Origin of the sequence: Vibrio sp. T20 (assembly GCF_007858795.1) — a bacterium.
GTDB lineage: Bacteria > Pseudomonadota > Gammaproteobacteria > Enterobacterales > Vibrionaceae > Vibrio > Vibrio satsumensis.
Genome location: NZ_VFEB01000058.1, coordinates 164,385 through 187,821, shown reverse-complemented (window position 1 = coordinate 187,821; position 23,437 = coordinate 164,385). Strand labels below are relative to the sequence as shown.

At 43.8% G+C, this 23,437-nt stretch carries 19 protein-coding genes and 2 pseudogenes; 9 read left to right on the top strand and 12 right to left on the bottom strand.

Features of this window, described 5'->3' with window-relative positions:
- Nucleotides 1-225: 225 nt before the first annotated feature.
- Nucleotides 226-1,794 carry an EAL domain-containing protein gene (locus FTW16_RS04105; RefSeq protein ID WP_146490148.1) on the top strand — a complete coding sequence of 523 codons (1,569 nt, stop codon included), beginning with the start codon at nucleotides 226-228 and terminating at the stop codon, nucleotides 1,792-1,794.
- A 190-nt stretch (nucleotides 1,795-1,984) separates the two neighbouring features.
- Here the strand turns inward: FTW16_RS04105 and FTW16_RS04100 are convergent, their stop codons facing one another.
- Nucleotides 1,985-2,884 (bottom strand): LysR substrate-binding domain-containing protein, encoded by a 900-nt coding sequence (locus FTW16_RS04100; RefSeq protein WP_146490147.1) that lies wholly within the window; start codon nucleotides 2,882-2,884, stop codon nucleotides 1,985-1,987.
- Nucleotides 2,885-3,023: 139 nt separating this feature from the next.
- Between FTW16_RS04100 and FTW16_RS04095 the strand changes: the two genes are divergently transcribed.
- On the top strand, nucleotides 3,024-3,872 hold the full coding sequence (locus FTW16_RS04095; RefSeq protein ID WP_146490146.1) for a DMT family transporter: 849 nt from the start codon (nucleotides 3,024-3,026) through the stop codon (nucleotides 3,870-3,872).
- A 180-nt stretch (nucleotides 3,873-4,052) separates the two neighbouring features.
- On the opposite strand, the gene FTW16_RS04090 is transcribed toward FTW16_RS04095, so the two are convergent.
- Complete coding sequence (locus tag FTW16_RS04090) at nucleotides 4,053-4,532, bottom strand: Sbal_3080 family lipoprotein (RefSeq protein WP_146490145.1); 480 nt, start codon at nucleotides 4,530-4,532, stop codon at nucleotides 4,053-4,055.
- 194 nt (nucleotides 4,533-4,726) lie between these two features.
- Here FTW16_RS04090 and FTW16_RS04085 point away from each other — a divergent pair.
- Both FTW16_RS04085 and FTW16_RS04080 read left to right on the top strand, forming a co-directional pair.
- Nucleotides 4,727-5,125 (top strand): annotated as a pseudogene (locus FTW16_RS04085) (hypothetical protein).
- A 151-nt stretch (nucleotides 5,126-5,276) separates the two neighbouring features.
- Nucleotides 5,277-5,569 (top strand): annotated as a pseudogene (locus tag FTW16_RS04080) (DUF1778 domain-containing protein).
- A 72-nt stretch (nucleotides 5,570-5,641) separates the two neighbouring features.
- Here the strand turns inward: FTW16_RS04080 and FTW16_RS04070 are convergent.
- From FTW16_RS04070 to FTW16_RS04025, 9 genes are all read right to left on the bottom strand, one after another.
- Nucleotides 5,642-6,523, bottom strand: coding sequence for an NAD-dependent epimerase/dehydratase family protein (locus tag FTW16_RS04070; protein ID WP_146490144.1), 882 nt, complete (start codon nucleotides 6,521-6,523; stop codon nucleotides 5,642-5,644).
- Between the two features lie 152 nt (nucleotides 6,524-6,675).
- Nucleotides 6,676-7,164 carry a GNAT family N-acetyltransferase gene (locus FTW16_RS04060; protein ID WP_146490143.1) on the bottom strand — a complete coding sequence of 163 codons (489 nt, stop codon included), beginning with the start codon at nucleotides 7,162-7,164 and terminating at the stop codon, nucleotides 6,676-6,678.
- Between the two features lie 161 nt (nucleotides 7,165-7,325).
- A complete protein-coding gene (locus FTW16_RS04055; protein WP_146490142.1) occupies nucleotides 7,326-7,679 on the bottom strand; it encodes a DUF6404 family protein in 354 nt (117 codons plus the stop codon).
- A gap of 154 nt (nucleotides 7,680-7,833) precedes the next feature.
- Nucleotides 7,834-8,322, bottom strand: coding sequence for a hypothetical protein (locus FTW16_RS04050; RefSeq protein ID WP_146490141.1), 489 nt, complete (start codon nucleotides 8,320-8,322; stop codon nucleotides 7,834-7,836).
- Nucleotides 8,323-8,487: 165 nt separating this feature from the next.
- Nucleotides 8,488-9,006 (bottom strand): hypothetical protein, encoded by a 519-nt coding sequence (locus FTW16_RS04045; RefSeq protein ID WP_146490140.1) that lies wholly within the window; start codon nucleotides 9,004-9,006, stop codon nucleotides 8,488-8,490.
- A 125-nt stretch (nucleotides 9,007-9,131) separates the two neighbouring features.
- A complete protein-coding gene (locus FTW16_RS04040; RefSeq protein ID WP_146490139.1) occupies nucleotides 9,132-9,608 on the bottom strand; it encodes a GNAT family N-acetyltransferase in 477 nt (158 codons plus the stop codon).
- 105 nt (nucleotides 9,609-9,713) lie between these two features.
- Nucleotides 9,714-10,274: a hypothetical protein gene (locus tag FTW16_RS04035; protein ID WP_140329403.1), complete on the bottom strand. Its 561-nt coding sequence runs from the start codon at nucleotides 10,272-10,274 to the stop codon at nucleotides 9,714-9,716.
- A gap of 108 nt (nucleotides 10,275-10,382) precedes the next feature.
- Nucleotides 10,383-10,856 (bottom strand): trimethoprim-resistant dihydrofolate reductase DfrA, encoded by a 474-nt coding sequence (gene dfrA / locus FTW16_RS04030; RefSeq protein ID WP_065608052.1) that lies wholly within the window; start codon nucleotides 10,854-10,856, stop codon nucleotides 10,383-10,385.
- A 328-nt stretch (nucleotides 10,857-11,184) separates the two neighbouring features.
- Nucleotides 11,185-13,767 carry a molybdopterin oxidoreductase family protein gene (locus tag FTW16_RS04025; RefSeq protein ID WP_146490138.1) on the bottom strand — a complete coding sequence of 861 codons (2,583 nt, stop codon included), beginning with the start codon at nucleotides 13,765-13,767 and terminating at the stop codon, nucleotides 11,185-11,187.
- Nucleotides 13,768-14,239: 472 nt separating this feature from the next.
- Here FTW16_RS04025 and nirB point away from each other — a divergent pair, with 472 nt between their 5' ends.
- The 4 genes from nirB to FTW16_RS04005 all read left to right on the top strand — a co-directional run bounded on the left by nirB (nucleotide 14,240) and on the right by FTW16_RS04005 (nucleotide 20,875).
- The gene (nirB, locus tag FTW16_RS04020) at nucleotides 14,240-16,822 is read left to right on the top strand and encodes a nitrite reductase large subunit NirB (RefSeq protein ID WP_146490137.1); all 2,583 of its coding nucleotides are present in this window, start codon (nucleotides 14,240-14,242) and stop codon (nucleotides 16,820-16,822) included.
- Between the two features lie 139 nt (nucleotides 16,823-16,961).
- Nucleotides 16,962-17,306 (top strand): nitrite reductase small subunit NirD, encoded by a 345-nt coding sequence (gene nirD, locus FTW16_RS04015; RefSeq protein WP_017096320.1) that lies wholly within the window; start codon nucleotides 16,962-16,964, stop codon nucleotides 17,304-17,306.
- A gap of 142 nt (nucleotides 17,307-17,448) precedes the next feature.
- Entirely contained in the window at nucleotides 17,449-18,918 is a 1,470-nt protein-coding gene (locus tag FTW16_RS04010) for a NarK family nitrate/nitrite MFS transporter (RefSeq protein WP_146490136.1), read from the top strand.
- A 166-nt stretch (nucleotides 18,919-19,084) separates the two neighbouring features.
- Nucleotides 19,085-20,875 (top strand): bifunctional protein-serine/threonine kinase/phosphatase, encoded by a 1,791-nt coding sequence (locus tag FTW16_RS04005; RefSeq protein ID WP_146490135.1) that lies wholly within the window; start codon nucleotides 19,085-19,087, stop codon nucleotides 20,873-20,875.
- A gap of 42 nt (nucleotides 20,876-20,917) precedes the next feature.
- Here FTW16_RS04005 and cra read toward each other — a convergent pair whose 3' ends face one another.
- Nucleotides 20,918-21,922: a catabolite repressor/activator gene (gene cra / locus FTW16_RS04000; RefSeq protein WP_146490134.1), complete on the bottom strand. Its 1,005-nt coding sequence runs from the start codon at nucleotides 21,920-21,922 to the stop codon at nucleotides 20,918-20,920.
- Nucleotides 21,923-22,295: 373 nt separating this feature from the next.
- Here cra and fruB point away from each other — a divergent pair, with 373 nt between their 5' ends.
- Nucleotides 22,296-23,429 (top strand): fused PTS fructose transporter subunit IIA/HPr protein, encoded by a 1,134-nt coding sequence (gene fruB / locus FTW16_RS03995; RefSeq protein ID WP_102353580.1) that lies wholly within the window; start codon nucleotides 22,296-22,298, stop codon nucleotides 23,427-23,429.
- Nucleotides 23,430-23,437: the final 8 nt, after the last annotated feature.

The following is a 23,437-nucleotide window of genomic DNA, read 5'->3' as shown; positions in this document are numbered from 1 at the left end:
GTTCAGCCCATCTACTCCATAAACTTAGGCTCTAGCAACACAGCGCCCTACTAAACTTTCTAGAGGTGTATAACATTCTGATTTATAAAGTAAGAGCAGAAAATGCTCTATTTCAATAAATAACACATGCGTGCATTCACAATATTTATTATTACTCTTGCTACATAATCGTTAAATTTATAAATTAAATCGAATGCTCATCCAATCGGTAACGCTTTTCCAACTATGGATATTAAGTACCAACATTTTGCCAAGACCACATTCTACTTTGCCATTTCTTTCATTTTTTCGATGGCATTACTCATACCTTTTACACCGTCTCACTACAATGCGTTAACCGAAGAGTCTTCACAGCTAGTGGAAACAAGGCTTCAAGAAATCCAGGTGAGGTTTGACCGTTTTCTCTTAGGGATCACACCCGATCTATCTTGCGATACCATCGTGACCGAGCTTCGTCAAAATGTATTCAATGCCGATTGGGTAAAAGAAGCCGCCGTATTCAATGAATACAACCGCTTTTATTGCTCAACCACGGATGGTGATGTGTCGTTTCGCTTATATAGCACCATTCGAGAAAGGCTCAATGAAGATCCAAATTTAACCACTCTGTCTTACTCGAGTGCAGCGATTACTAAAGTACAATCCATCATGCTCATTTTCTCGAACAAAGAAGAAGCCGGGGTGAGCCTTATGATACCGCCACACTTCATCTACGACCTTGTAGAATCGAGCCTGAGTAGCCATGGTATAAACTCTAAGGTTGAAGTGATTAAAAGAGATATCCACCCTACCGATCCCGGCTCATATCTCGCAGAAGTACGCGTACAATCAGATGCCTACCCGTTGGCCATTACCTCCTACATCGGACACCAGTACTACATACACTTCCTCATGAGCTTTTCATGGTTTGGATTTCTCATGGCGGGAATCACCACTATCTGCCTGCTCTCTGCTAAACACAAAAAGCAGAGCCAGCGCAGCTTAGAGTATTCACTTTCAAGCGCACTAAAAAACAAACACCTACATGTTCACATGCAACCCATCGTTAACCAAAACACCAACGAGATCGTCGGCTGTGAGTCACTATTACGATGGAACGACCCCATTGAAGGTAACGTCTCCCCTGCTATTTTCATACCGCTTGCTGAAAGCTTAGGCTTAATTGAAGAGCTGACCTACTTCGTACTACGCAAAGTCTTAATAACGTTGAAAAGCAATCAAGATGTATTTGAGTCAAAGTACATTAGCGTCAACATCAGCCGAAACGTCGTGTCCAACAGTAACTTCTCTAACAAAGTGCTTAGCATATTTAAAAGACACCCAAATATTCTCAAACAGGTGGTATTTGAAGTAACAGAGGATGGTGAATGTTCTGATGCCGATATGGTCAAAATCAAAAATAACTTAACCAAGCTCGCTAACTTAGGCGTGAGAGTCGCGATTGATGACTTTGGTACGGGCTATGCAGGATTAGACTTTGTAAGACAGTTCCCGTTCAGCATTCTCAAAATCGACCGCGTATTCGTGAAAAACATATCAGACGAATCCAGCCTTGGTATCCCTTTGCTTGAATCCATGCTGCAACTTTCTCAAACTCTGGGCATGCAGGTAATCGTTGAAGGGGTTGAGTACGAATCCCAAGTGAACATCTTGTCTAAACTGGGCGTGGACTATATCCAAGGCTTCTACTTTTATAAGCCAATGCCGATAAACCTGACCGTCAGCTTACTCAGACAGCAGCACATGACCATGAACTATAGCGACCAAATCTTATCCACCTCAACACCAGAATAGGAATAAGTGTAAGCAGGTTCATTGATGGCAGCCTGCGTCACACTCTTTTTACTTTGAGTACAACACTCACTGCGTTTCCAACAAGTATAAGAGCCTTGTTCACGCCCCTAAAATACAAAATGCGTGTTATCTAAATAACACGCATCTCTAATAAAATAGGCTAGTTTTCTTCAACGTTACGCTTCACTGTTTACTCATAATCAAAGCATTGCTGTTTGAGCCAATGGCCTAAAGTTTTGATTTCAAACTGCTTAGCTCTCGACTTTTTGTAGACAAAGTACATATTGTCGCCAGTCGGCAAATCGTGCATTGGGATACGAACCAAGTTTTGTTGAAGATCTTGGTCGTTAAGAAAGTAGTCGTTCAAGAACGCGATACCTTGATGGTATTTCACGGCCTCGGCGGCCAGTACCATGTGACTGAACTGGCTAATTTTCACATCCTTTGGCAAGCTGAAACCACCACGTTCACACCACTGAATCCAATCTTTCGCTTCACCGCCGTCCTTAAAGATTGAACTTACTGAAAGTAACTGCTGATCCCATAGTGCCTCTGGCAAAGGTTTATCTTCGATTCTCTGCCACACCTTTTGGCTACAGAACGGATAGAGCTGCTCTTTGTATAGGAAGTCACTAACGTAGTTTTTCTTTGGCGGGTAGGCAGTGATAAAGCAGTCGGCTACTTGATCCGAAAACTCAGGCTCATCGGCCACCATACTTAACGTTAAATCAATTTCTGGATGCTGCTGGCGTAAGTTTTCGAGCCTAGGCACCAACCATTTCACCGCCAGAGAACTGTACATTGCAATCCGAATTTTGCCACTGTCACCTTCGCGGATCTGGTAGCTGGCTTGCGCGATATTCTGCAATGAATGGGACACCTCTTCATAGTAACGCTCTCCTATCGGGGTGAGCGATAAACGCCTTCCCTGACGCACAAACAAGGTTTCACCTAAGTATTCCTCAAGCAAGCGAACCTGATGACTCACCGCACTTTGAGTAACATGAAGCGCTATAGCCGCTTGAGAAAAGCTATTAAAACGAGCGACCGATTCGAAACATTGTATTGATCTCAAAGGGGGTAATTTCATTATTAGCTCAACTCATACTAAGTGAATTTATATCATTATATATGAAACGATTTTATGCATTAAGATTACGCCATCACATTTATTCACTTTCTTTTTAACTCACACTGAACACGCGTCAGTCAATGATAGGAGCTTCTTCATGCCTACAATGTCTGTTGGAATGGCAATGAGTTTACTCATTGTCGGCAATCTCATTGCGGTTTTCTCTGATGCCTTAATTAAAACCTTGGGTGAAGACATTGCTGTGTTTCAATTTGTCTTCTTCAGACAGCTAACTGCCGTGTTAATCCTTCTGCCTTTTTGTTTTGGCGTGAGTAAAAAGAGTTTCACCGACGGGCTGAAATGGCATGCCCTGCGCGCGCACATATGGTTACTGGGGGCAATCTTTATGGTGTTTGCCATCAATGCCATGCCATTGGCCACCGCCAACGCGATTTTCTACGCCGCACCTTTGATGATGCTGCCGTTAGCCTTGGTATTTTTCAAAGAGCAACTCAACCGCTACTCAGTTGCTGCTGGAATATTCGGCTTTATGGGCGTTCTGGTTATCATTCGCCCGACAGAGATCGATTGGGCGGCCATTGCAGCGCTTATCGTAGCGTTAACCATTGCCAGTAATAACTTGTTAATTCGCAAACTCCCGAAGCACCAAACCGTGGCACAAACGTTGTTGTTAACCAACTTAGCAGGCGTTCCGGCATCACTTGGACTCGCCATTTGGGAAGGCCGTGAATGGGATTGGTCACCGCTTATCACTGCCGCAGGTTCAAGCAGCTTTATCCTCATCTACGCGGCGATATGTGTCGTCACTTACCGCTCGGCAGAAAGCAATAAAATCGCCAGTGCTGAATACAGCGGCTTACTCGGAGCGGTGGGAGTTGGGTTGGTCTGGTTTGGTGAAATGCCTGATATTGCAATGGCGATTGGCACTGCGATGATCATACTGCCGCTCATCTGGCTGGCTCGAAATGAAAAGAAGCAAAGCTAACAAAGTTTATTGATACCAGACCTGAATACTAAGCCAAATGAGTAAGGTATCACTTCAGACAAGATCTTTAATTAATATGAGCGATGTGAAGCCGTAACTGTAAAAGCAACGGCTTCACATCTTCGTCTCTTCGAGCAGAGCTTAAAGAGAATAAAGGGGTTAACTAGTAAGCCAATTAGACTAGTTCGTCGCTTTTGAATCTGATGAATTGGCCGCTTTTGTCGCTTCTTCAGCGGTTTTCTTACCAAATACCGTATCCATCATAAAACCAATACGCTTAGATGCATTACCGAACTTATTCGGGTTAGCCGTATATGGAACTTTAAACTCTACTTCACCTACTCTTTGCCCGTTCTGATAGGCATTGATCTCCGCTTGCTTTAAGAACAACGCTAAGTCCCAGCCCCAATGGCCTTCATACTCCAATGTTAGCTTATCAAGATCGTGCTGCGACTTATCTGGTACGACGGTGTAGGTATAATCGTTATCTTGCAGCCACGTTTCCATGGTATTTAAAAAACCTCTACGTGTTTCAGCGTCTTTAACAATCACAACATCCACTTCAGTCGTAGGTTCTGGAATCGCGCTCCCTGTGTAACGAGGGGCTCCACAACCAGCCAAAATTAAAACCGAAAGCGATAATAGTAGGTATTTTTTCACGTTATATATCCATTAATAATCAACTGCACGAATGATACCACATCAAAAAAATGACATATTATATAAACAAAGATTAATCAGACATTCCTTGTTACATAAGTCACTGAAAAACCGCGAAAGAAAACACAAAAGCCATAGGTCTCCTTTGATGAACATTTAACGTCATCGCATCTTGAATGCACAAAAGGAATATCATGGAAAAGACACTTCAAACCAAATTGGCGACAAGCCTATTGCTGCTGAGAGTCGGCATTTTTATCGTCTTCTTGTTCTGGGGCTTAGATAAGATCCTTGTCCCTGAACACGCGACAAAAGTGCTGTCTGGTTTTTATGGCATCAACATCTCGGACAACGCGATGATGGCGCTGGGTGTCGCGCAGCTCGGCTTTTTAGGCGCATTCGTGGTTGGCATGTGGAAGAAGTACACCTAAGGTGCGGTTTTGGTCTTGCATGCAGGTTCCACCTTCGCTTCTTTCGCTAAATACATGGACCCATTCAATAACCTACTTTTCTTTGCCTCTTGGCCAATGCTCGCTGCCTGTGTCGCACTCTTCTTACTACGCGACTACGACACTTACAGCGTTTCCAACTAACACAAAGGGCGCCTGTTACTGGCGCCCTCTTTGGTTGTCTTGATTCTTAAACGTTTGTTGGCTTGAGTGCCAAAGTGACACAGAATTGCTTATTGCACACTTTAAGACCATAACACCCATGTGACACTTTGACATAACAGGAGATAACATTATGGCTACTACCTTGCCTCGCATCACCGCTAGAGTTGATGTCGATACACAAGATTTACTAACTAAAGCAGCCGCGATCGCCGGCATGTCTAGTATTAACTCATTTGTACTAAGCGCTGCAGTTGAAAAAGCGAAACAAGTCATCGAACGTGAACAAACTTTAAAACTGAGCCAAGCTGATGCTATGTTGCTATGTTGCTAATGGATGCTTTAGACCGTCCTGCAACACAGAACTCAAAACTAAAAGCAGCTTCTGAACGATACGAGAGCGTAACGCTATACAAAAGCCTCTAAAAGCCACTTTAATCACTAAAACCAACGCATCGCCAAAATGCCACGCGTTACGAATCTGTCTTAAAAGCTTTATTAGCTGAGTTTCAAAACTGGTAATACTTCAGCGGTTTCAGTATCTAGCATTTCTAAAATACTTTCAAAACCATGTATAGGAGACCAACCTAATTTCTCACGTGCGGACGACGAATCATATACGCGATCTAAGCTTTGAGGTAATTGCCAGCTTCTTTGTTGAAATGCTAGCGCGATTTCTGGGCACTTATGTTTGATAACAGCTCCAGCTTCATTATATAGAGCTTCACAATCAGAAAAATGAAAAGGCGTTGCACCTGAGATTATAAAACGATTAAAACCGCTTAAGCGTTTTTCCACAGCACATAAATGAGCATTTGCTACATCGCGAGCATCAATACCACGAGTCAGGCGAAATATAGCCATTAAATCCGCAGGCTCAGGAAAGCATCTCGACATTTGCAACACAGTCACTGGAAGCTGAAACAGATTTGAAATTTCTTCTAGCTTAGTTTCAGCCGCAATTTTACTTTTATGATAAATCGACTTGGGTTTTGGGGTAACTTCCTCATCAATCCAACCTGCAATACTTTTAGGTGTCGAGGCATAGCCGTATAACGCGGTTGTACTGGTAAAAATAAAGTGCTTAACACCTGCTTTTACGCCAGCCAAAGCCAATTTCTCAGTCGCATCTACGTTGATAGATGTAAACTCTGAATCAGGTACTAAACCAACATGAGGAGCATGAAGAGCTGCTGTATGAACAATGACATCAATATTTTCAAGAACCCCATCAATCAGAGCGCTATCACGGATATCACCAATATAATCGGCTGTTGAGCAAGGTGTTTTATCAATGCCGACTACGTCATGTGTTCGCATTAATTTAATATAAATTGCACGCCCGACCCTACCCGCAGAGCCTGTTACCAATATTCTCATTACGACACCTTACTAATGATTAACCTCAAAGCAGCTAACGCCGGATTAAGGTGTGATCAACGCAATACCGATGCCACCGCATACCACCTTAAACACTAAACGCAACGCACAGTAAAAATGCCACGCGTTGCGAATCACTCTTAAACAGTTTGTTATGTTGAGGCTATATCACCTATTTTTTTAGACATGTTGAAGCCCGTAATGGCAAAACCTACAGCTTGGTATAGTTTGAGGGCTCGTTCATTATGATAAGCAACCCTCAACTTAATTTGTTCAACACCGCATTCTTGCAACTGTTTTTCTAATTCAGATATCGCCGCTGTTCCATAACCACAACCTCTATATTCACTCGACACGTAAAAGTCGTATATAAAAGTAGACTTGTCAGTAACATTAACGGAATGCCATAAATATCCAACTAAGCACTGTTGTCCATTCAATTCGCTTTCGATACAAAGCAACGAATGCTCTTTCCCCTCCAACCCGTTCGGAAAACAACGATGAAGATCTTTTTTTGCCAACTCAATGGCAAGCTCCATTGAGTGCCCATAGTTTTGAGCAATTTCTCGACTATAATCGTCAATAAAGTACTGACAATAATCAGGATACTCTTCTTGACGCATTTCCCTCAGTACAACCATACATTCCTTCCAATAGGATAAATTCAATCCGCAACATAACGCCGTCTTAAGAGGTGAGCGACGCCATAGCCTCGACAAGCCACCTTAAACACTAAAGCTGAATTTAAACGAAATTCGCCAAGCGTTGCGAATCCTTCTTAAATACTTGTTAGATTTTGGGGCTATTCTCCCAAAGAACTCCACTCCGACAGATTCAATTGCTTTCGTCTAACAAAGTAAAATGTCGCCATAATTAGCCCAAACAAAACACCACCAATCAGAGACATATAGACAGCTTCGAGAACTGGCTTATCTGCTTTACTCCAAACCACAAACCAATTTAAAACACCCCAAACAGGAGCGAACATGATGGCTGAAATAATCCAGTTGTCCATGAAGGTCTGATAATAAGGCGGCGGGAAGTTAAGTCCCATTTTGCATAGTAACTTGGCTATTGGTGGATTGTAATTCGACTTCCAAACACCTTTATCATTGAGCTCTTTATGTGCAAATTGGAGCTTCGTTTGATAATCCATGATATCCCCTCAATTCCATTTGACCGCGGAAAAACCTAACGCCTGCATAACACGTTTGCTACGATACAGACTTAGCTGAATTTTACTGCCTTAATCACTGGAACTAAAGGCAAACTGACAACGCCGAGTGTAGCAAATCGTGTTGATGCATTTGTTATATTTTTATATACGCCGTTTGATTTTTGAACACTCTTTTAACTGTATTTTGAAATCCAATAACTAACTGACAAGCACTATGATTATGATAAACGATCTCATTAGTATGGTTATTATTACTTGCCTGAAAAGATACAATCGTTGGAAAATCAGGACAATAATGACTAAAAGCCTCAGAGTGCATCATCGAATGCTTAATACTATTGGATAAATCATTTATATGTTTTAGGTAATTCGTACTATCAGACTCATATAAACCATCATTCCCAATTACAATGTTTTTTATATCTTCAGAGAGTTTGTTATTATTTAACTGCTGTAAAAATTTTCCTATCGAATCTGTAGAAACAACTTTATTCGACATATAATCAGAGTAACTTGTAAGCATAAAAGTTAGTTGGATAAGGTAATCAATCGCACTTCGAATGCTCGCAACCATTTCTTCGGCAATAAAATGATACTTATATAACCGATTATATAGCTTCATAGTTATAAACTTTAATTTTATTCATTAACTTTCCTCAAAATATAACGCCAAATTAAGGTGTGAACAACGCCAACAACTTACCTAAAGCATTGTACCATAAACACTAAACTGGCTAGAAGTGAAAGCGCCGAGCGTTGTGAATCACTCTTAAATTTCTTGTTATATTTATTTTTTGGTCAAATAGTCAATAACATTTGGATCTCGAAACATTGCAGCAACCGAGTTGGCTAACGAGAAACTACTCGCTTCATTTGCATCAATATCCTTGGCAAACGCTGGATATATAGCTTCATAACCGGCATTCGTTCTTAATTTCAGCAACGTATCACAACCAATAGAAAGTGAATTTTTAGGTGATTTACAAACAAGTTTCTCTATAGATAAATTTAACCCTTTCTTAGCGCTAGCGCTCATTTTTGCGTTTCGTTTAACTAATTCCTGCTTCGTAAGTTCAATGACAGTGTCTGTTAATTCTTTCTTGTTACTCGTGACCGTTAAGCCCCCTAGCTCCACAATCACAATTTTGTCTTTATTAGTTTGGACATTGCTAACTGATAGCTCATCGTTAACATTGAACTCAATAAATGTTTGCATCTCTGATATGTCGACGGTATGACGTAAGTCCATCGAGCCGCAACCACTAAAAAATATAGCACTAGCCAAAAGCGCCATTTTAGTTTTCATTTTCTATCCTTATATTGTATTTCAGCCCATAAATATAACGCCGCGTTAAGGTGCGACAAACAAGTGTGCCATACTGTGAGCGAAGCTAAACCGGCACGCGTTTGGAGTCACTCTTAAACGCTTTGTTATAACCGTTTTTCCATGCGCAAAAGACCCCATTCTTCACCTTCAAATGACCTAGTACCAACTTCAGACGAAGTTACTGAAAAACCCAATGACTCATAGCAATTTCTAGCCACTGTATTTTGCTCAAACACAGCAAGTGACAATACGTTAGTTGTGTATTCCTCTTTTGCTAGCTCAACTAACTGACCTAGCATTTTCTTAGAAATACCCTGACCACGAAAGTCATTTGATACAAATACTCGACAGATGCGGAAATGGGACTCATCTACTTTGAAAAGTTCAACATAACCAGCGTTTACACCTGAAACGACAAAAATAAAAGGAAGCACTTCAGGCTGAGAGCAATGTCGGCTAATTTGTTCAAGATTCAAGGGAAACTCGAACTTCGGACCACCCCATAGGTAGTTCAATTTATCTGAGTCAATCCAGTTAATAAGTAACTCGTAGTCTTCCTTTTCGAATGCTCTCAGTTCCATTTTTCCCTCAAAGGTTATAACGCCGCATTAAGGTTTGAGCGACGTTTGGCTATACTTGAGCGAAGCGAAAACGCCAAGCGTTGCGAATCACTCTTTAATGCTTTGTTACATGCGTCTTCGCAGTTTTTCGATGAACCATTCACCATCTTCACTTGCTGGAATTAAGTGTTCAGTCGAATATTCAGGGACTGAATTTTCCAAACCGGAGCGATATTCAATAACCGCGAGAAGGTGCCACATATCTTTTATAAGTCCACTAAGCTCAACTTGATTTAAGTTAACTTTCGTCGACTTGTTAGTAAGTAGTGATTTAGCGTCGTTATGTGATAGGACTTTATTTCTATAGTTTTTTAACCCAGTCGTTTTGTAAACCTGATCTAGTTCCGCTAGCAGGGGCAAAATCTGCTCGTCGTTAGACAAATCGCAACGCTCCACGACATTCTTGAAAGACAGGTTATCTTCACCGCAACTCGCAACTGGGTCCATTAATCTGGATACTTTCATCATGATTGAGTTCACAAGTGCGCTTTGGTAATTCGAGAAGACCCAATTACTAAATTCAACCAATGTCTGGATATTCTCTTTAACACCGAAAATTTGCTCGTAAAACTTCATATCTGTAGATACATCAATCAGTAATGATTTGAGTTTTTCAACAGCTTCCATTTTTACTCCCAAAGCATGTAACGCCAAGCTAAGCTGTGAGTGAACGTGTGCCATGTTTGAGCGTTAGCGAGTTAGGCACGCGTTCGCGAATCAGTCTTTAGCGCCTTGTTAGCCCTTTTGCCAAATTTGGTACGTATAATCAATATTTGAACTAAATCGCTGTTCAAAAACTAGAGTCAAATCTCTTGGTAGTTCAGGGAAGAAAATATCACCAGAGATATGTTTATGAATTTTTGAAATATGAATTGTGTCCACTTGCGTAATGAGTGACTTATATATTTGACCACCACCAGACACAAACGCATGCTCGGTTACTGTTTCTAAATAACCCAAGGCGTCTTCAACACTTTTGAAATATAAAACATCAGGATCGTTCGATGTAGATGGAGAACGAGAAATGACCGCATATTTACGGTTTGGCAGTTTTCCCATTGATTCAAAAGTTTTACGGCCAAGTAGCAACCATTGATTAAAAGTCATTGCCTTAAACAACAGCTGCTCACCCTTAACAATCCAAGGTATATCCAGGCCAGAGCCAATTACTCCATTTTCAGCTACCGCTGCCATCAATGATAATTTCAAATTTATCTCCATAGGGCTAACAGCTATATTAGACAGAATAATTCTGCATTTTGTCTCTGAAACAATTCTGTCTAGTAATCTAAACCGTTCAGGCCAAGCCCAATAACTCATTTAATAACATCATCTTACCTACTTATCTTCGTATCAAACATGACGAAAAGCAGATATTTTCCATATAGTTTCGGAAAAATGCAGAAAAACCCCCAATGTATGAGTAAACCGCAGTTCAGGCTATGAAGGGTGTATCTTGGAAACCGTGTTCTCAAACACAAACGCCGACATGATTGTCGGCGTTTTTGCTATAGGTATGGTGAGTGAGAGGTAGTAACTACTTCGCCAATGTACTCAAAAACTCGGCTTCGAACTCTTCATCGGCTTCTCGGGTTAAGCACTCCACCAGCCAGTCGATGCTTTGATGGTCGAGCTTGCAGTTCACCACAAAGGCTTGCTTCACACCAAATTGATCCAGCTTGGCAGAACCATAATTCTTGAACGATTTATTGCCGTGGTAATGGAGTGATTTAATCGCATCCGTGTTTGGTTCTGGTAAGGCATCAAGGGTGTTGGCAAGCTGAATCACCAACTCCATTGGGTTCTTAGATGAAGATATACGATACAGAAAACCGCCCTCTACTCTTTGACGTACCCAGTAATCAAAGCCGCTGCAATCCATCACTTTGTCGCTGACCAGTGCGGCTTCACTGCGATAACCACACGGCTCTACCACAACAGGTGTGTGTTTGAATTCTGGCTGGCCTGATGCGGCATCGGTATGAGGCAAAATCAGGTCACATGGTTTGCTATCTTTGGCGGTTGGGGCATTCCAGTGAATTGGCATGAAGACTTGTTCTCGGCGCATCTCTTTGGTCACCACTAATCGAGCTTGGCATTCGCCTTGTGCACTGCGCACTTTCACTACTGGATTAATAGTGGTGTGATTGAAGGCATCTAGCCCAAACTCATCTAAACCAAGTGCAGCGACCGTGTCTGGGTGCATGGCAACAAAAGGTTCGGGTGTATGCTCACCTAAGCCAGCAGCCAAGCCAGTTCGGCTCATGGTGTGCCATTGATCTCGGATTCGCCCTGTGTTCATGATGAGTGGAAATTCGACACTGGTATCAGCAATCGGCTTATCGTGTTCAACCGCAATAAACTGCGCCTTGCCAGATTCAGTAAAGAACTCGCCATTGGTAAACATGCGCTGTTCAATGATCTCTGGTTGATACTCAAGTACTGGCCACTGCTGTGGAGTCAGCTCGCCATAGCCTTTTTCATCCAGTTTGGTTAATCCAATTAAGCACAAATCGCGCGCTTTGCCCGTTTCATTGCCGAGCGCTGTCATCTCGCTATACTCTTTGAAGATCTCGCCTTCGTGGCGGTAATCAAACTGTTCATTGAATCCCATTTTTTGCGCGACTTCTTTTAAGATCCACCAATCCGGTTTGGCTTCTCCAGGGCTCGGTAATATACGGCGCTGACGTGAGATTCGACGCTCAGAGTTAGTCACAGTGCCGGACTTTTCACTCCACCCCTGCGCAGGCAACACCACATCAGCCAAACGTGTGGTTTCCGTATCGGCAATGCAGTCCGACACCACCACAAACGGACACATCTCTAATGCGGTTTTGATTTTCTCGCTGTCAGGCAAACTCACCACTGGATTGGTTGCCATGATCCACACAGCTTTTATCTTGCCCTCATTCATGGCATCAAACAGGTCGATCGCTTTCAACCCTGCATGAGTGGCTAAGCTGTCGGTCTGCCAAAATTCGCTCACGGTTTGGTGTGATTGCGGATCACCAAATTCAAAGTGTGCCGCTAAGGTATTGGCTAAACCGCCTACTTCACGCCCACCCATCGCGTTCGGTTGGCCTGTGACAGAGAATGGACCCATGCCCGGCTTACCGATTTTCCCGGTCGCTAAATGGCAGTTAATAATGGCGTTTACCTTGTCGCACCCTTGGGTGGATTGGTTTACGCCTTGAGAGTAGATGGTAAGTACTTTCTCGTTAGATGCGAACAACTGGTAGAACTGTTCGAGTTGTTGCTCGCTAAGCCCCGTCAGTTCAGGAACGCTTTTTTTGCCCCAGCCTGATTCGGTATAACGGTAATCTGTGGCTGTTCGTATCGCTTCAGTAAAACCTTGGGTGTGTTTTTCAATGTAATCAGCATCGAGTTTGTCGTTGTCATCTAAGTACGCTAGCAAACCATTGAACAGCGCCACGTCTGAGCCTGACTCCAATGCCAAGTGTATATCAGCAATTTCACAGGTGTCGGTGTAACGCGGGTCGATGACGATCACTTTCAATGCAGGGTTGGCTTGTTTCGCGGCTCTTAGCCTTTGGAAAAGTACCGGGTGACACCATGCTAGGTTGGAGCCTGTAATCACGACTAGATCGGCTTGCTCGAGATCTTCATAACAGACAGGTACTGTGTCTGCGCCAAATGCTCGCTTATGCCCGACCACGGTTGAAGCCATGCAAAGGCGAGAGTTACTGTCGATGTTGCCACTGCCGATGAAGCCTTTCATCAGTTTATTGGCAACATAATAGTCTTCGGTAAGCAGCTGACCAGAAACATAGAACGCAACCGAATCGGCCCCAAATTCTTCGATGGTTTGATTGAATTTGTCTGCGACCAACTGAGTGGCACTGTTCCAATCCAGCTCTTGTTTTTGCTCATTCTGAATATGAGCAGGCTGTGTTAGGCGTCCTAAAGGCGTGACGGTATCACCAAGCGCAATCCCTTTAGTGCATAGTTTTCCATAGTTTGATGGATGATCTTTATCACCACGTACTTCTAGTTTTCCTAACGATGTCGGTCTCGCTTCTATTCCACACCCTACACCACAATAAGCACAGGTTGATTTTATCCAGCCGCTGTTTGAATCGGTCATCCGTTTCTCGCTCAATTATCCATAATTGTAATAACTCAAACCAAGCAAATAGCACGCCACTTAATACCAGTCGACCAAATTGAAATATTTCCAATTAAAAACAACAACTTAATTAAAGATAAAATATCAACGCTGAACAAAATCGAACTTAACCAAGATAGAAACTTAATTTTTGCACCATCTTGCGGAAAGTTGCACCACAAACGCTCATTTATATAAATCTAACAAAAATTTTACATACCACTTTAGGGGTAATTACGTGCCACCTTAAATTTTTAAATATCTGAAATATATAGATTAAATTTTATTTAAATGAACAACTCGCAATCTGGCACCCTCCTTGCTCCACTAGAAACCAAGACTTAGGAAAAACATTTTTGTTTTTCTTAATGATTATGAATTGAGTGGAATCTCAACCCGGTATTCATCTGCTAACGACTAGAAATTAGATGCTAGTGATGGTGATGCCGAGAATAAGGAATGGATTATGAGCAAGAAGAAAATCGTCGTTGTTGGTAACGGCATGGTTGGACACAAATTTATCGACAACATCCTGCAATCAGACAGTGATGAGTTTGATGTAATTACTTTTAGCGAAGAGCCAAGGCTAGCGTACGACCGTGTTCAGCTCACCGCCTACTTTAATGGTAAAACCGCTGATGACTTGTCATTAACCAGTGAAGAGTATTACCAAAGCAACGGCGTGAACTACTTGTTGAACCAGAAAGTCGCCAAGCTAGACACAGCCAATCAACAAGTCATCACTGAGAGTGGTCATGTTGAAAGTTACGACAAGCTAATCTTGGCGACGGGCTCTTTTCCTTTTGTTCCTCCTATTCCCGGTAACGACCAAGAACACTGTCACGTTTATCGTACTATCGAAGACTTAGACGCCATCGAGCTTTCAAGCAAGAGCAGCAAATCAGGCGTGGTCATTGGTGGGGGTCTGCTTGGCTTAGAAGCCGCAAACGCAGTCAAAAACCTTGGCTTAGAAACCCATGTGGTTGAATTCGCGCCTCGCCTAATGGCCGTTCAATTAGATGACGGTGGCGGCGCCCTACTGCGCAGAAAAATTGAAGACCTTGGTGTGCAAGTTCATACCGAGAAAGCAACCTCTGAAATTGTGGCAGGCGAAACCTCTCGCTACCGCATGAACTTCGCGGATGGCACCCATTTAGAAACCGATATGATCGTGTTCTCGGCAGGTATTCGCCCTCAAGATGAGCTTGCAAGAAGCTCTGATGTCGAGATTGGCGAACGTGGCGGTATTGTCATCAACAACCACTGTCAGACCAACATCGATAACGTCTACGCCATTGGTGAATGTGCGCTTTGGGACAACAAGATCTTCGGCTTAGTAGCCCCTGGTTATTCCATGGCAAAAATCGCGGCTTCGCATATTGTCTCTGACGGCACTGACGAGTCTGAATTCACTGGCGCAGACATGAGCACCAAGCTCAAGCTACTGGGTGTAGACGTAGCCAGTATTGGTGAAGTACACGGCAAGACGGAAGGCGCTCAGTCGTATACCTATAACGATGAAATCGAACAAGTTTATAAGCGCCTGATCATCTCAGCTGACGGTACAAAGATTGTCGGTGCAGTATTGGTTGGTGACGCAGAAGCCTATGGCTCGCTACTGCAAATCAAGCAAAACGATATGCCCCTTCCTGAAAACCCATCGGTACTGATTTTACCTAACTTGGCGGATGATTCAGGTTCGGCAATGGGTGTTGAAGCTCTGCCAGACAGCGCTGTGATCTGTTCATGTTTTGATGTGACCAAAGGCGACATTAAAGACGCGGTATCTGCTGGCTGCACCACCATGGCAGCACTGAAAGAAACCACCAACGCCTCAACCGGTTGTGGCGGTTGTTCTGCTCTTGCTAAACAGGTTCTGGATAGTGAGCTAAGTAACCTAGGTGTTGAAGTCTCTAACGATATTTGTGAGCACTTTGCTTATTCTCGCCAAGAACTCACTGACATCATCCGCGTCAACAAAATTAAGACCTTTGATGAGCTGTTAGATTCTCACGGAAACGGACTAGGTTGTACCGTATGTAAGCCAGCAGTCGGTTCAATTTTGGCTTCTTACTGGAACGATTACATCCTCGAAGATCAACACATCGAACTGCAAGACACCAACGACATCTACCTCGGTAACATGCAAAAAGATGGCACCTACTCTGTGGTACCACGTATTGCTGGCGGTGAAATCACACCAGATAAGTTAATCGTGCTTGGCGAAGTCGCAAAAGAGTTCGACCTGTATACCAAAATCACAGGTGGTCAACGTGTCGACTTGTTTGGCGCGCAACTTAACGAACTGCCAATCATCTGGAAAAAGCTGATCGATGCAGGTTTTGAAACTGGCCATGCCTACGGTAAATCAGTACGTACCGTGAAATCGTGTGTCGGTAGCACTTGGTGTCGATACGGTGTCGACGACAGTGTTGGCTTAGCGATTAGACTCGAGAACCGCTACAAAGGCTTACGCTCGCCACACAAGATCAAGTTTGCGGTTTCTGGCTGTACTCGTGAATGTGCAGAAGCCCAATCAAAAGACTTTGGCATTATCGCAACCGACAAAGGTTGGAACCTCTATATCTGTGGTAACGGCGGTATGCGCCCTCGCCATGGTGACCTTTTTGCTACCGACCTTGATGAAACCACCCTACTGCAATACATCGACCGCATTTTGATGTTCTACACACGTACCGCAGACCGCCTACAGCGTACATCGGTATGGATGGAAAACCTTGAAGGCGGCATTGAATACCTCAAACAAGTCGTGATTGAAGACAAGCTCAATGTTGCTGAAGAACTTGAAGCCGATATCGCCCTCAACATCGAAAAATACCAGTGTGAGTGGAAAACCACCATCGAAAATCCTGAAAAGATGAAACGCTTCCAGCACTACATCAACAGCGAAGAAATGGACACTAGCCTGTCATTCATCAAAGAACGAGAGCAACGCTTTCCAAAGCCAAGTTTGAGCTCTTCTGCTGATTCACAACGCGATGAAAAGCTAGCTAAGGCAGACCAAATCGAAGTAACGGAAGTTTCGTAAGCCGAATTGCTGGTGAGTGAACCAGTAACAACGAAACCCAATATCGATAGTCGACAGTGGCGCAGCCCAAGAAAACTGCTGTCGGCTATCACCCTAATTGAATTGATTATTAGTTTTATTTTTTGACTAGGAGAAAGTCATGGAAAATTGGACCACCGTATGCAGCACCCGCGACCTAACCCCAAACGGGGGTATTTGCGCCAAAGTAGACGATAACCAAGTGGCTATTTTTTACTGCAAGCGTAGTGACACGCTTTATGGGCTCTCTAATTACGACCCTGTTGGCAAGGCGAATGTGATGTCACGTGGTATAATTGGTTCATTAAGCGGAGAGCCTTACGTAGCCTCACCCTTATACAAGCAGCATTACCACTTAGAAACTGGCACGTGCCTTGAACAACCTGAACTCAAGCTCGTGAAATTTGAAGTTCGCAAGCAAGGAGAGCAGGTTCAGGTTCTCGCACCGCTTGCTATTGCCAGTTAACTAAACGCCGACATCATCATGTAAACGCTTTATCAGCGTAAGCAATTTCGGCACAGGGTTTAGCCACATTAATGCGTTCGAATCTCGGAAGTAACGCACAAGCTAAAGCCGGGTAATCTTCCAGATTTAAAGGATTTAAACCATGGATAACACAAAATTTTCGCTGCTTTCATTTACGGGTAAGATGAAAACCTTGCACCTCAGTTGGATGGCCTTTTTTATCACCTTTGTAGTGTGGTTCAACTTTGCCCCACTACTGCAAATGGTGAAAACCTCGCTTGGCCTTTCAACTGAGGAAATCAAAACACTCCTTATTCTCAACGTTGCATTGACCATTCCGGCACGTGTCGCAATTGGTATGCTAACCGACCGATACGGCCCAAGATTAGTCTACTCTTCGCTACTCGCGGTCTGTTCAATCCCTTGTTTTATGTTTGCTATGGCAGACTCTTTCATTCAAGCGGCGATTGCTCGTTTCCTATTAGGCTTCATCGGGGCAGGCTTCGTTGTCGGCATTCGCCTTGTGTCTGAATGGTTCCCACACAATGAACTGGGTACGGCTGAAGGTATTTACGGCGGCTGGGGTAACTTCGGTTCAGCAGCGGCAGCATTCACGCTTCCAACTCTCGCTCTAGCATTTGGTGGTGAAGATGGCTGGCGTTATGCGGTCGGTATTACTGGCCTTATGAGCTTAGCGTTCTCGTTTATCTTCTACAAAAATGTAACGGATACACCAAAAGGTTCGACTTACTTCAAGCCAGCTCAAGTAACGGCAATGGAAGTGACATCAAAGGGTGACTTTTTCTTCCTACTCATTATGAAGATCCCGATGTATGCCGCTTTAGCGCTACTGACATGGAAGCTATCACCGAGCAACATCAACATGTTGTCTGACATGGCGGTGTATTCAGTGTATGCAGGTTTAGCTGCACTTTACGTGTACGAAGTGTCGCAAGTTTGGAAGGTAAATAAGAACGTATTCAAAGAAGAAGTACCAGAAATTCACAGATACAAATTCAAGCAAGTTGCTGTGTTGAACGTGTTGTATTTCGCGACATTTGGTTCTGAACTGGCTGTTGTTTCTATGCTGCCACTGTTCTTCTCTGAAACCTTTGAATTAACACCCGTTCTTGCCGGTATGGTTGCATCGGCTTATGCCTTTATGAACCTAATGTCTCGCCCTGGTGGCGGTTGGATTTCAGATAAATTCGGCCGTAAACCAACACTGCTTATTCTAACGATTGGTCTTGCTGTGGGTTACTTCGCAATGGGTCAAGTAGACAGCACATGGCCTGTATGGCTAGCAGTTGTCGCAGCGATGGCGTGTTCTTTCTTCGTGCAAGCGGGTGAAGGTGCGGTGTTTGCAACAGTACCTCTGATTAAACGTCGTATGACAGGTCAAATTGCCGGTATGACCGGGGCTTACGGTAACGTGGGGGCGGTAGTTTACCTAACTGTGCTTTCATTCGTAAGCTACCAAACCTTCTTCTTAGTGATTGCAGGAACAGCGGTACTAGGCTTCGTTACTCTGATGTTCATGGAAGAGCCTAACGGTCAAATCGCCGAAGTAAACGACGATGGCAGTGTCACGCTGATTAATGTTTCAAATTAGTCTCTGTACTAAGAAGCATTGATATTATTGAATCGGGAGAGGCACCAAGGTTGGTATCACCGTTTTGGTGCTTCGTTCAGAAGCTCTACGTTCACTAGAGCTTTTGTTCTTCCTAGGATGTTCTCTCAAGGAAGTTAGAAGAAGACAGTTAAGAAGCAGACCAGTTATGACGATTTCATTCAGCCAAGGGCAAGTCATCACGCCTGAATCCAATAATCAGCTTATGCTTAAGTTTGGTGGTTATTCCAATAAAGGCGTACGTGATGAAAACCAAGACGCCATCATTGTAAAACACCCTAGGACTCGTGCAGAGCAAGAGCTAAAAGGCAGTGTTGCTTGTATAGCCGACGGCGCAAGTTGTAGTGAACACGGCCAGAAAGCCAGCCACACCAGTGTAATGCAGTTTATTGACGACTATTACGCCACGCCCAATAGCTGGAGTATTCAGCGTTCGGCGCAAAAAGTTCTAACCTCGCTCAACTCTTGGCTCTTCAACACGTCTGTTTCTAATATTCATCCCGCACAGCAAGTTAACCATAATGCGCTCGTTTCCACCTTTAGCAGCGTGATATTGAAATCGAACACTGCGCATATATTCCATGTCGGTGACAGTCGAGTTTACCTATTAAGAGATGGAGAATTACGCCAACTGACCCGTGACCATACACGTAAAACTATGGGGCAGAAGCATTACCTAACACGCGCCTTAGGCATGGATAACCAACTCAACGTTGACTATCAAACCCTGCCTATCAAGAAAGACGACTGCTTTATCCTGACCTCTGACGGCGTGCATGAATTTGTTGATCCCAATACTTTCAAAGAACACATCGATAGACCTGAAGTGGATTTTGAATACGCAGCACAAACCATCTGTAACACCGCTTTAAGCCACAACAGTTCAGACAACGTGAGCTGCTTGATTGTGCAAGTCAGTCATCTACCTAAACCTTCGCTCATTGAGTTCCATGAAAAGCTGGCTAAACGTGCTATCCCACCCGCTTTAAAGCTCGGGCAAAGTATCGACAACTTTATGGTGCTTGAGGTGCTGTATGCAGGTCCAAGAAGCCATGTGTATCGTGTTATGCAGAAAGAGACACAAACCGAGTTCGTGTTAAAAGTCCCTTCCGTTCAATATCACGATAACCCGTCGCAACTCCGAGCTTTCTTTAATGAACAATGGGCGGGGATCTTGCTGAGCAATAAGAAAGTAATGAAGGTTTACCCGACGCCAGAACATTCGCAATTTTTATATCAAATCTGCGAATGGGTTGAAGGCATCACGCTAAGACAATGGATGTACGACAATCCAAAACCGTCACTCAATGAAGTGCGCGAAATATTAGAAAAGATCACGCAAGGCATTCGCGTATTACAACGTGCCGACATGGTGCACCGAGATTTAAAGCCCGAGAACATCATGCTTCAACGTGATGGTGAAATAAAAATCATCGACCTCGGCGCTGTATTAGTGAGAGGCCTTGAAGAGGGAGAGCTCGTAGACAAAGACGACACTCCATTAGGCGCGGTCAATTATATTGCACCAGAGACCATCAAGCACAATACCGCGACCACCAGCTCAGATTTGTTCTCTATCGCTGTGATCGGCTATGAGATGTTAACCGGTGAATTGCCCTACTCTGAAATGACCGCACAATCACTTAAGCAATCTCGTCATCATCAGTGGGAATACCAACCCATCACTCAGAAACGAACTGACTTACCAAGCTGGGTGGATTTGGTGTTACAAAAAGCCTGCGCGGAATCACCAAGCGAGCGTCATCAAGTGTTGGGGGATTTTGTAGCTGACCTTTACACACCAAACAAAAGCTTGGTCAAAAGCAAAGCCAAGCAACCTTTGATAAACCGAAACCCAATCCAGTTTTGGAAGGTGTTGGCCTTGTTGCTCGGCATTGTTGCCATTGTAGAGTTGGGCTTATTGCTGAGTTCTAGCTAACCGTTAAGATCTGACTAACCATTAAACGAAAGCTAACCGCGTTTAGCCTCGTTTCACTAAGCTTCTTGGCACGAGTTCAATACCCGCTTGGTAACGCTTAGCGGATGCATTTAACGCCAAAGCAAAAGCACTGTCGGCAATCACTTCAAACTGCTGCGGCAGTGAGTGGACTTTGAAAGGCAAGAAGTCGAGCAGTCGGTTATCACCAAAGGTCGCCAGTTTTACTTGATTTATCAGCTCTGGCTTTTCAACCATTACATCCAACACACCCTCTAACAAGGTGTAAGACATAGTGACGATCGCATCTGGAACGGTGCCTTTTGCAATCCACTCTTCAAAAACCTCACGACCAGATTCTCGGTCAAAGTGCTCACCATAACCCACAACCATCGGCTTGTTTTCTATTAGCCCTGTTTGTTGAGTATGTGCTTTATTCGCGGCTTCAAAACCTAGCTCACGTTCACGCGAGATATTTAAATCTGGCAGTGCGCCAATCAAGCCCACGCTTTGGATATTGTTATCAAGAATTGAATGTGTAAGTTCAAATGCGGCTTCGAAATCTTCACTGATCACGCAGGCAAAGTGCTCATCATCTAGAGGACGGTCAATCGCTATTACTGGAGTTCCTGAATTTTGTAGCTTCAAGTAAAATTCATTGGCATCTGGCATTGAGCTCGCAACAAGCAAAGCATCAATACGACGACTCACCAAAGCTTCTGCCACCTTACGTTCTGTTTCTGCATCATCATCTGAACAGCCAATCAGTATTTGATAACCCACTTTACGTGAGTTTTGCTCTATCAATTTAGCTAAACGTGCGTAACTGCTGTTTTCCAGATCAGGAATAATCAGTCCAAATGAACGGCTATTACCGGCACGCAATGACGAAGCAGCATGGTCTGGTCGGTAGTTATACTCTTCCACAACCGCCATCACTTTCTGCTGAGTCTTTTCACTGATTCTGTATTTCTGCGCCTTGCCGTTGATGACATAACTGGCCGTGGTTTTCGATACTCCAGCCAATTTAGCAATTTCATCAAGTGTCATATGGGTGACCTGTATTTTGTGCGTAGGATCATATAACCAATGATCTGATCCTCGGATTAGTTGAATTATATGCTGAATCGATTCAGTATAAAAGCTGAAAGGATTCAGCAAAATCTGAAAAGTGACTTCAATCATCCTTTTGTATGGATTGAGCGTCATTTGTTGTGATGCAACTTCTCGTTATTAACGAAACTGAAATTACGACACGCAGCAAAACTATTTTGAAAACCAAAATCGGCTTTGCTGAATTTTTTTACACCGAATGCTGAACCGATTCAGCACGCATAAAGCAAAGAGTTAAGCTCCATGAATCTTGCTCTAGACTGAATCGTAGCGATACACAAATTCTCAAGCGATACGCTAAAGAGGCACCATGCTTAAATTATCAAAATCTGACATCACTCTTGGTCAAACGGCCGATGACAAATTCAAAGCTATCCAGAACATTGCTGGCGACCTAACCGCGAAAGGCTTAGTTGACTCTGGCTACGTTGAAGGAATGCTAAACCGTGAAAACCAGAACTCTACGTTCCTAGGTAACGGCATCGCGATTCCTCACGGAACCACCGACACTCGTGGCCTAGTGAAAGAGACAGGCGTTGCGGTACACCACTTCCCTGAAGGTATTGATTGGGCAGATGGCAACCGTGTTTACGTTGCGATTGGTATTGCAGCTAAATCTGACGAGCACTTAGGCATTCTTAAGCAACTGACCAAAGTGCTAGCGGCAGACGGTGTTGAAGAGAAATTAAAGCAAGCAAAATCAGAAGACGAAATCATCGCCCTACTTAATGGCGAAGTTCAGCTAGAAGCAGACCTAGACGCTTCTTTAGTTCAACTGCTGTTCCCTGCAAGCGACATGGTTCAAATGTCGGCAGTGGCGGGCGGCCTACTTAAGAACACAGGTTGTACAGACAACGCATTCGTTGCTGACCTAGTAACAAAAACTCCAACTCACCTAGGCCAAGGCCTGTGGTTGTTGGGCAGCGATAAAGGCGTGACTCGCACTGGCGTATCGTTTGTTTCAACAGCAAACCATTGTGAGTACGAAGGCACACCAGTGAAAGCATTGGTCGCATTCGCAGCTTGTAACAGCGCACACCAATCTATTCTGGCAAACCTAAGCAAGATGGTTTTCGAAGGTAAACAGCAACAACTGTTAACCGCTGATGCAGCGCAAGTGATTGGTCTTTTAAAAGGTGAAGCGGTTTCTACAGCGTCTCAAGACGATGACAACTGCGCAGTCTTCAAAATCAAAAACGCGCACGGCCTACACGCTCGTCCAGGTGCAATGCTGGTTGCTGAAGCGAAGAAATTCGAATCAACGATCCGCGTTTCAAACCTAGATGGCGACGGGAAAGAAGTGAACGCGAAGAGCTTGATGAAAGTCATCGCACTTGGCGTTAAACACGGCCACCAGCTTCAGTTTGTTGCTGAAGGTGAAGATGCAGCACAAGCACTTGAATCGATTGGTAAAGCTATCGCTTCAGGCCTTGGCGAAGGTTAAGGAGTCGA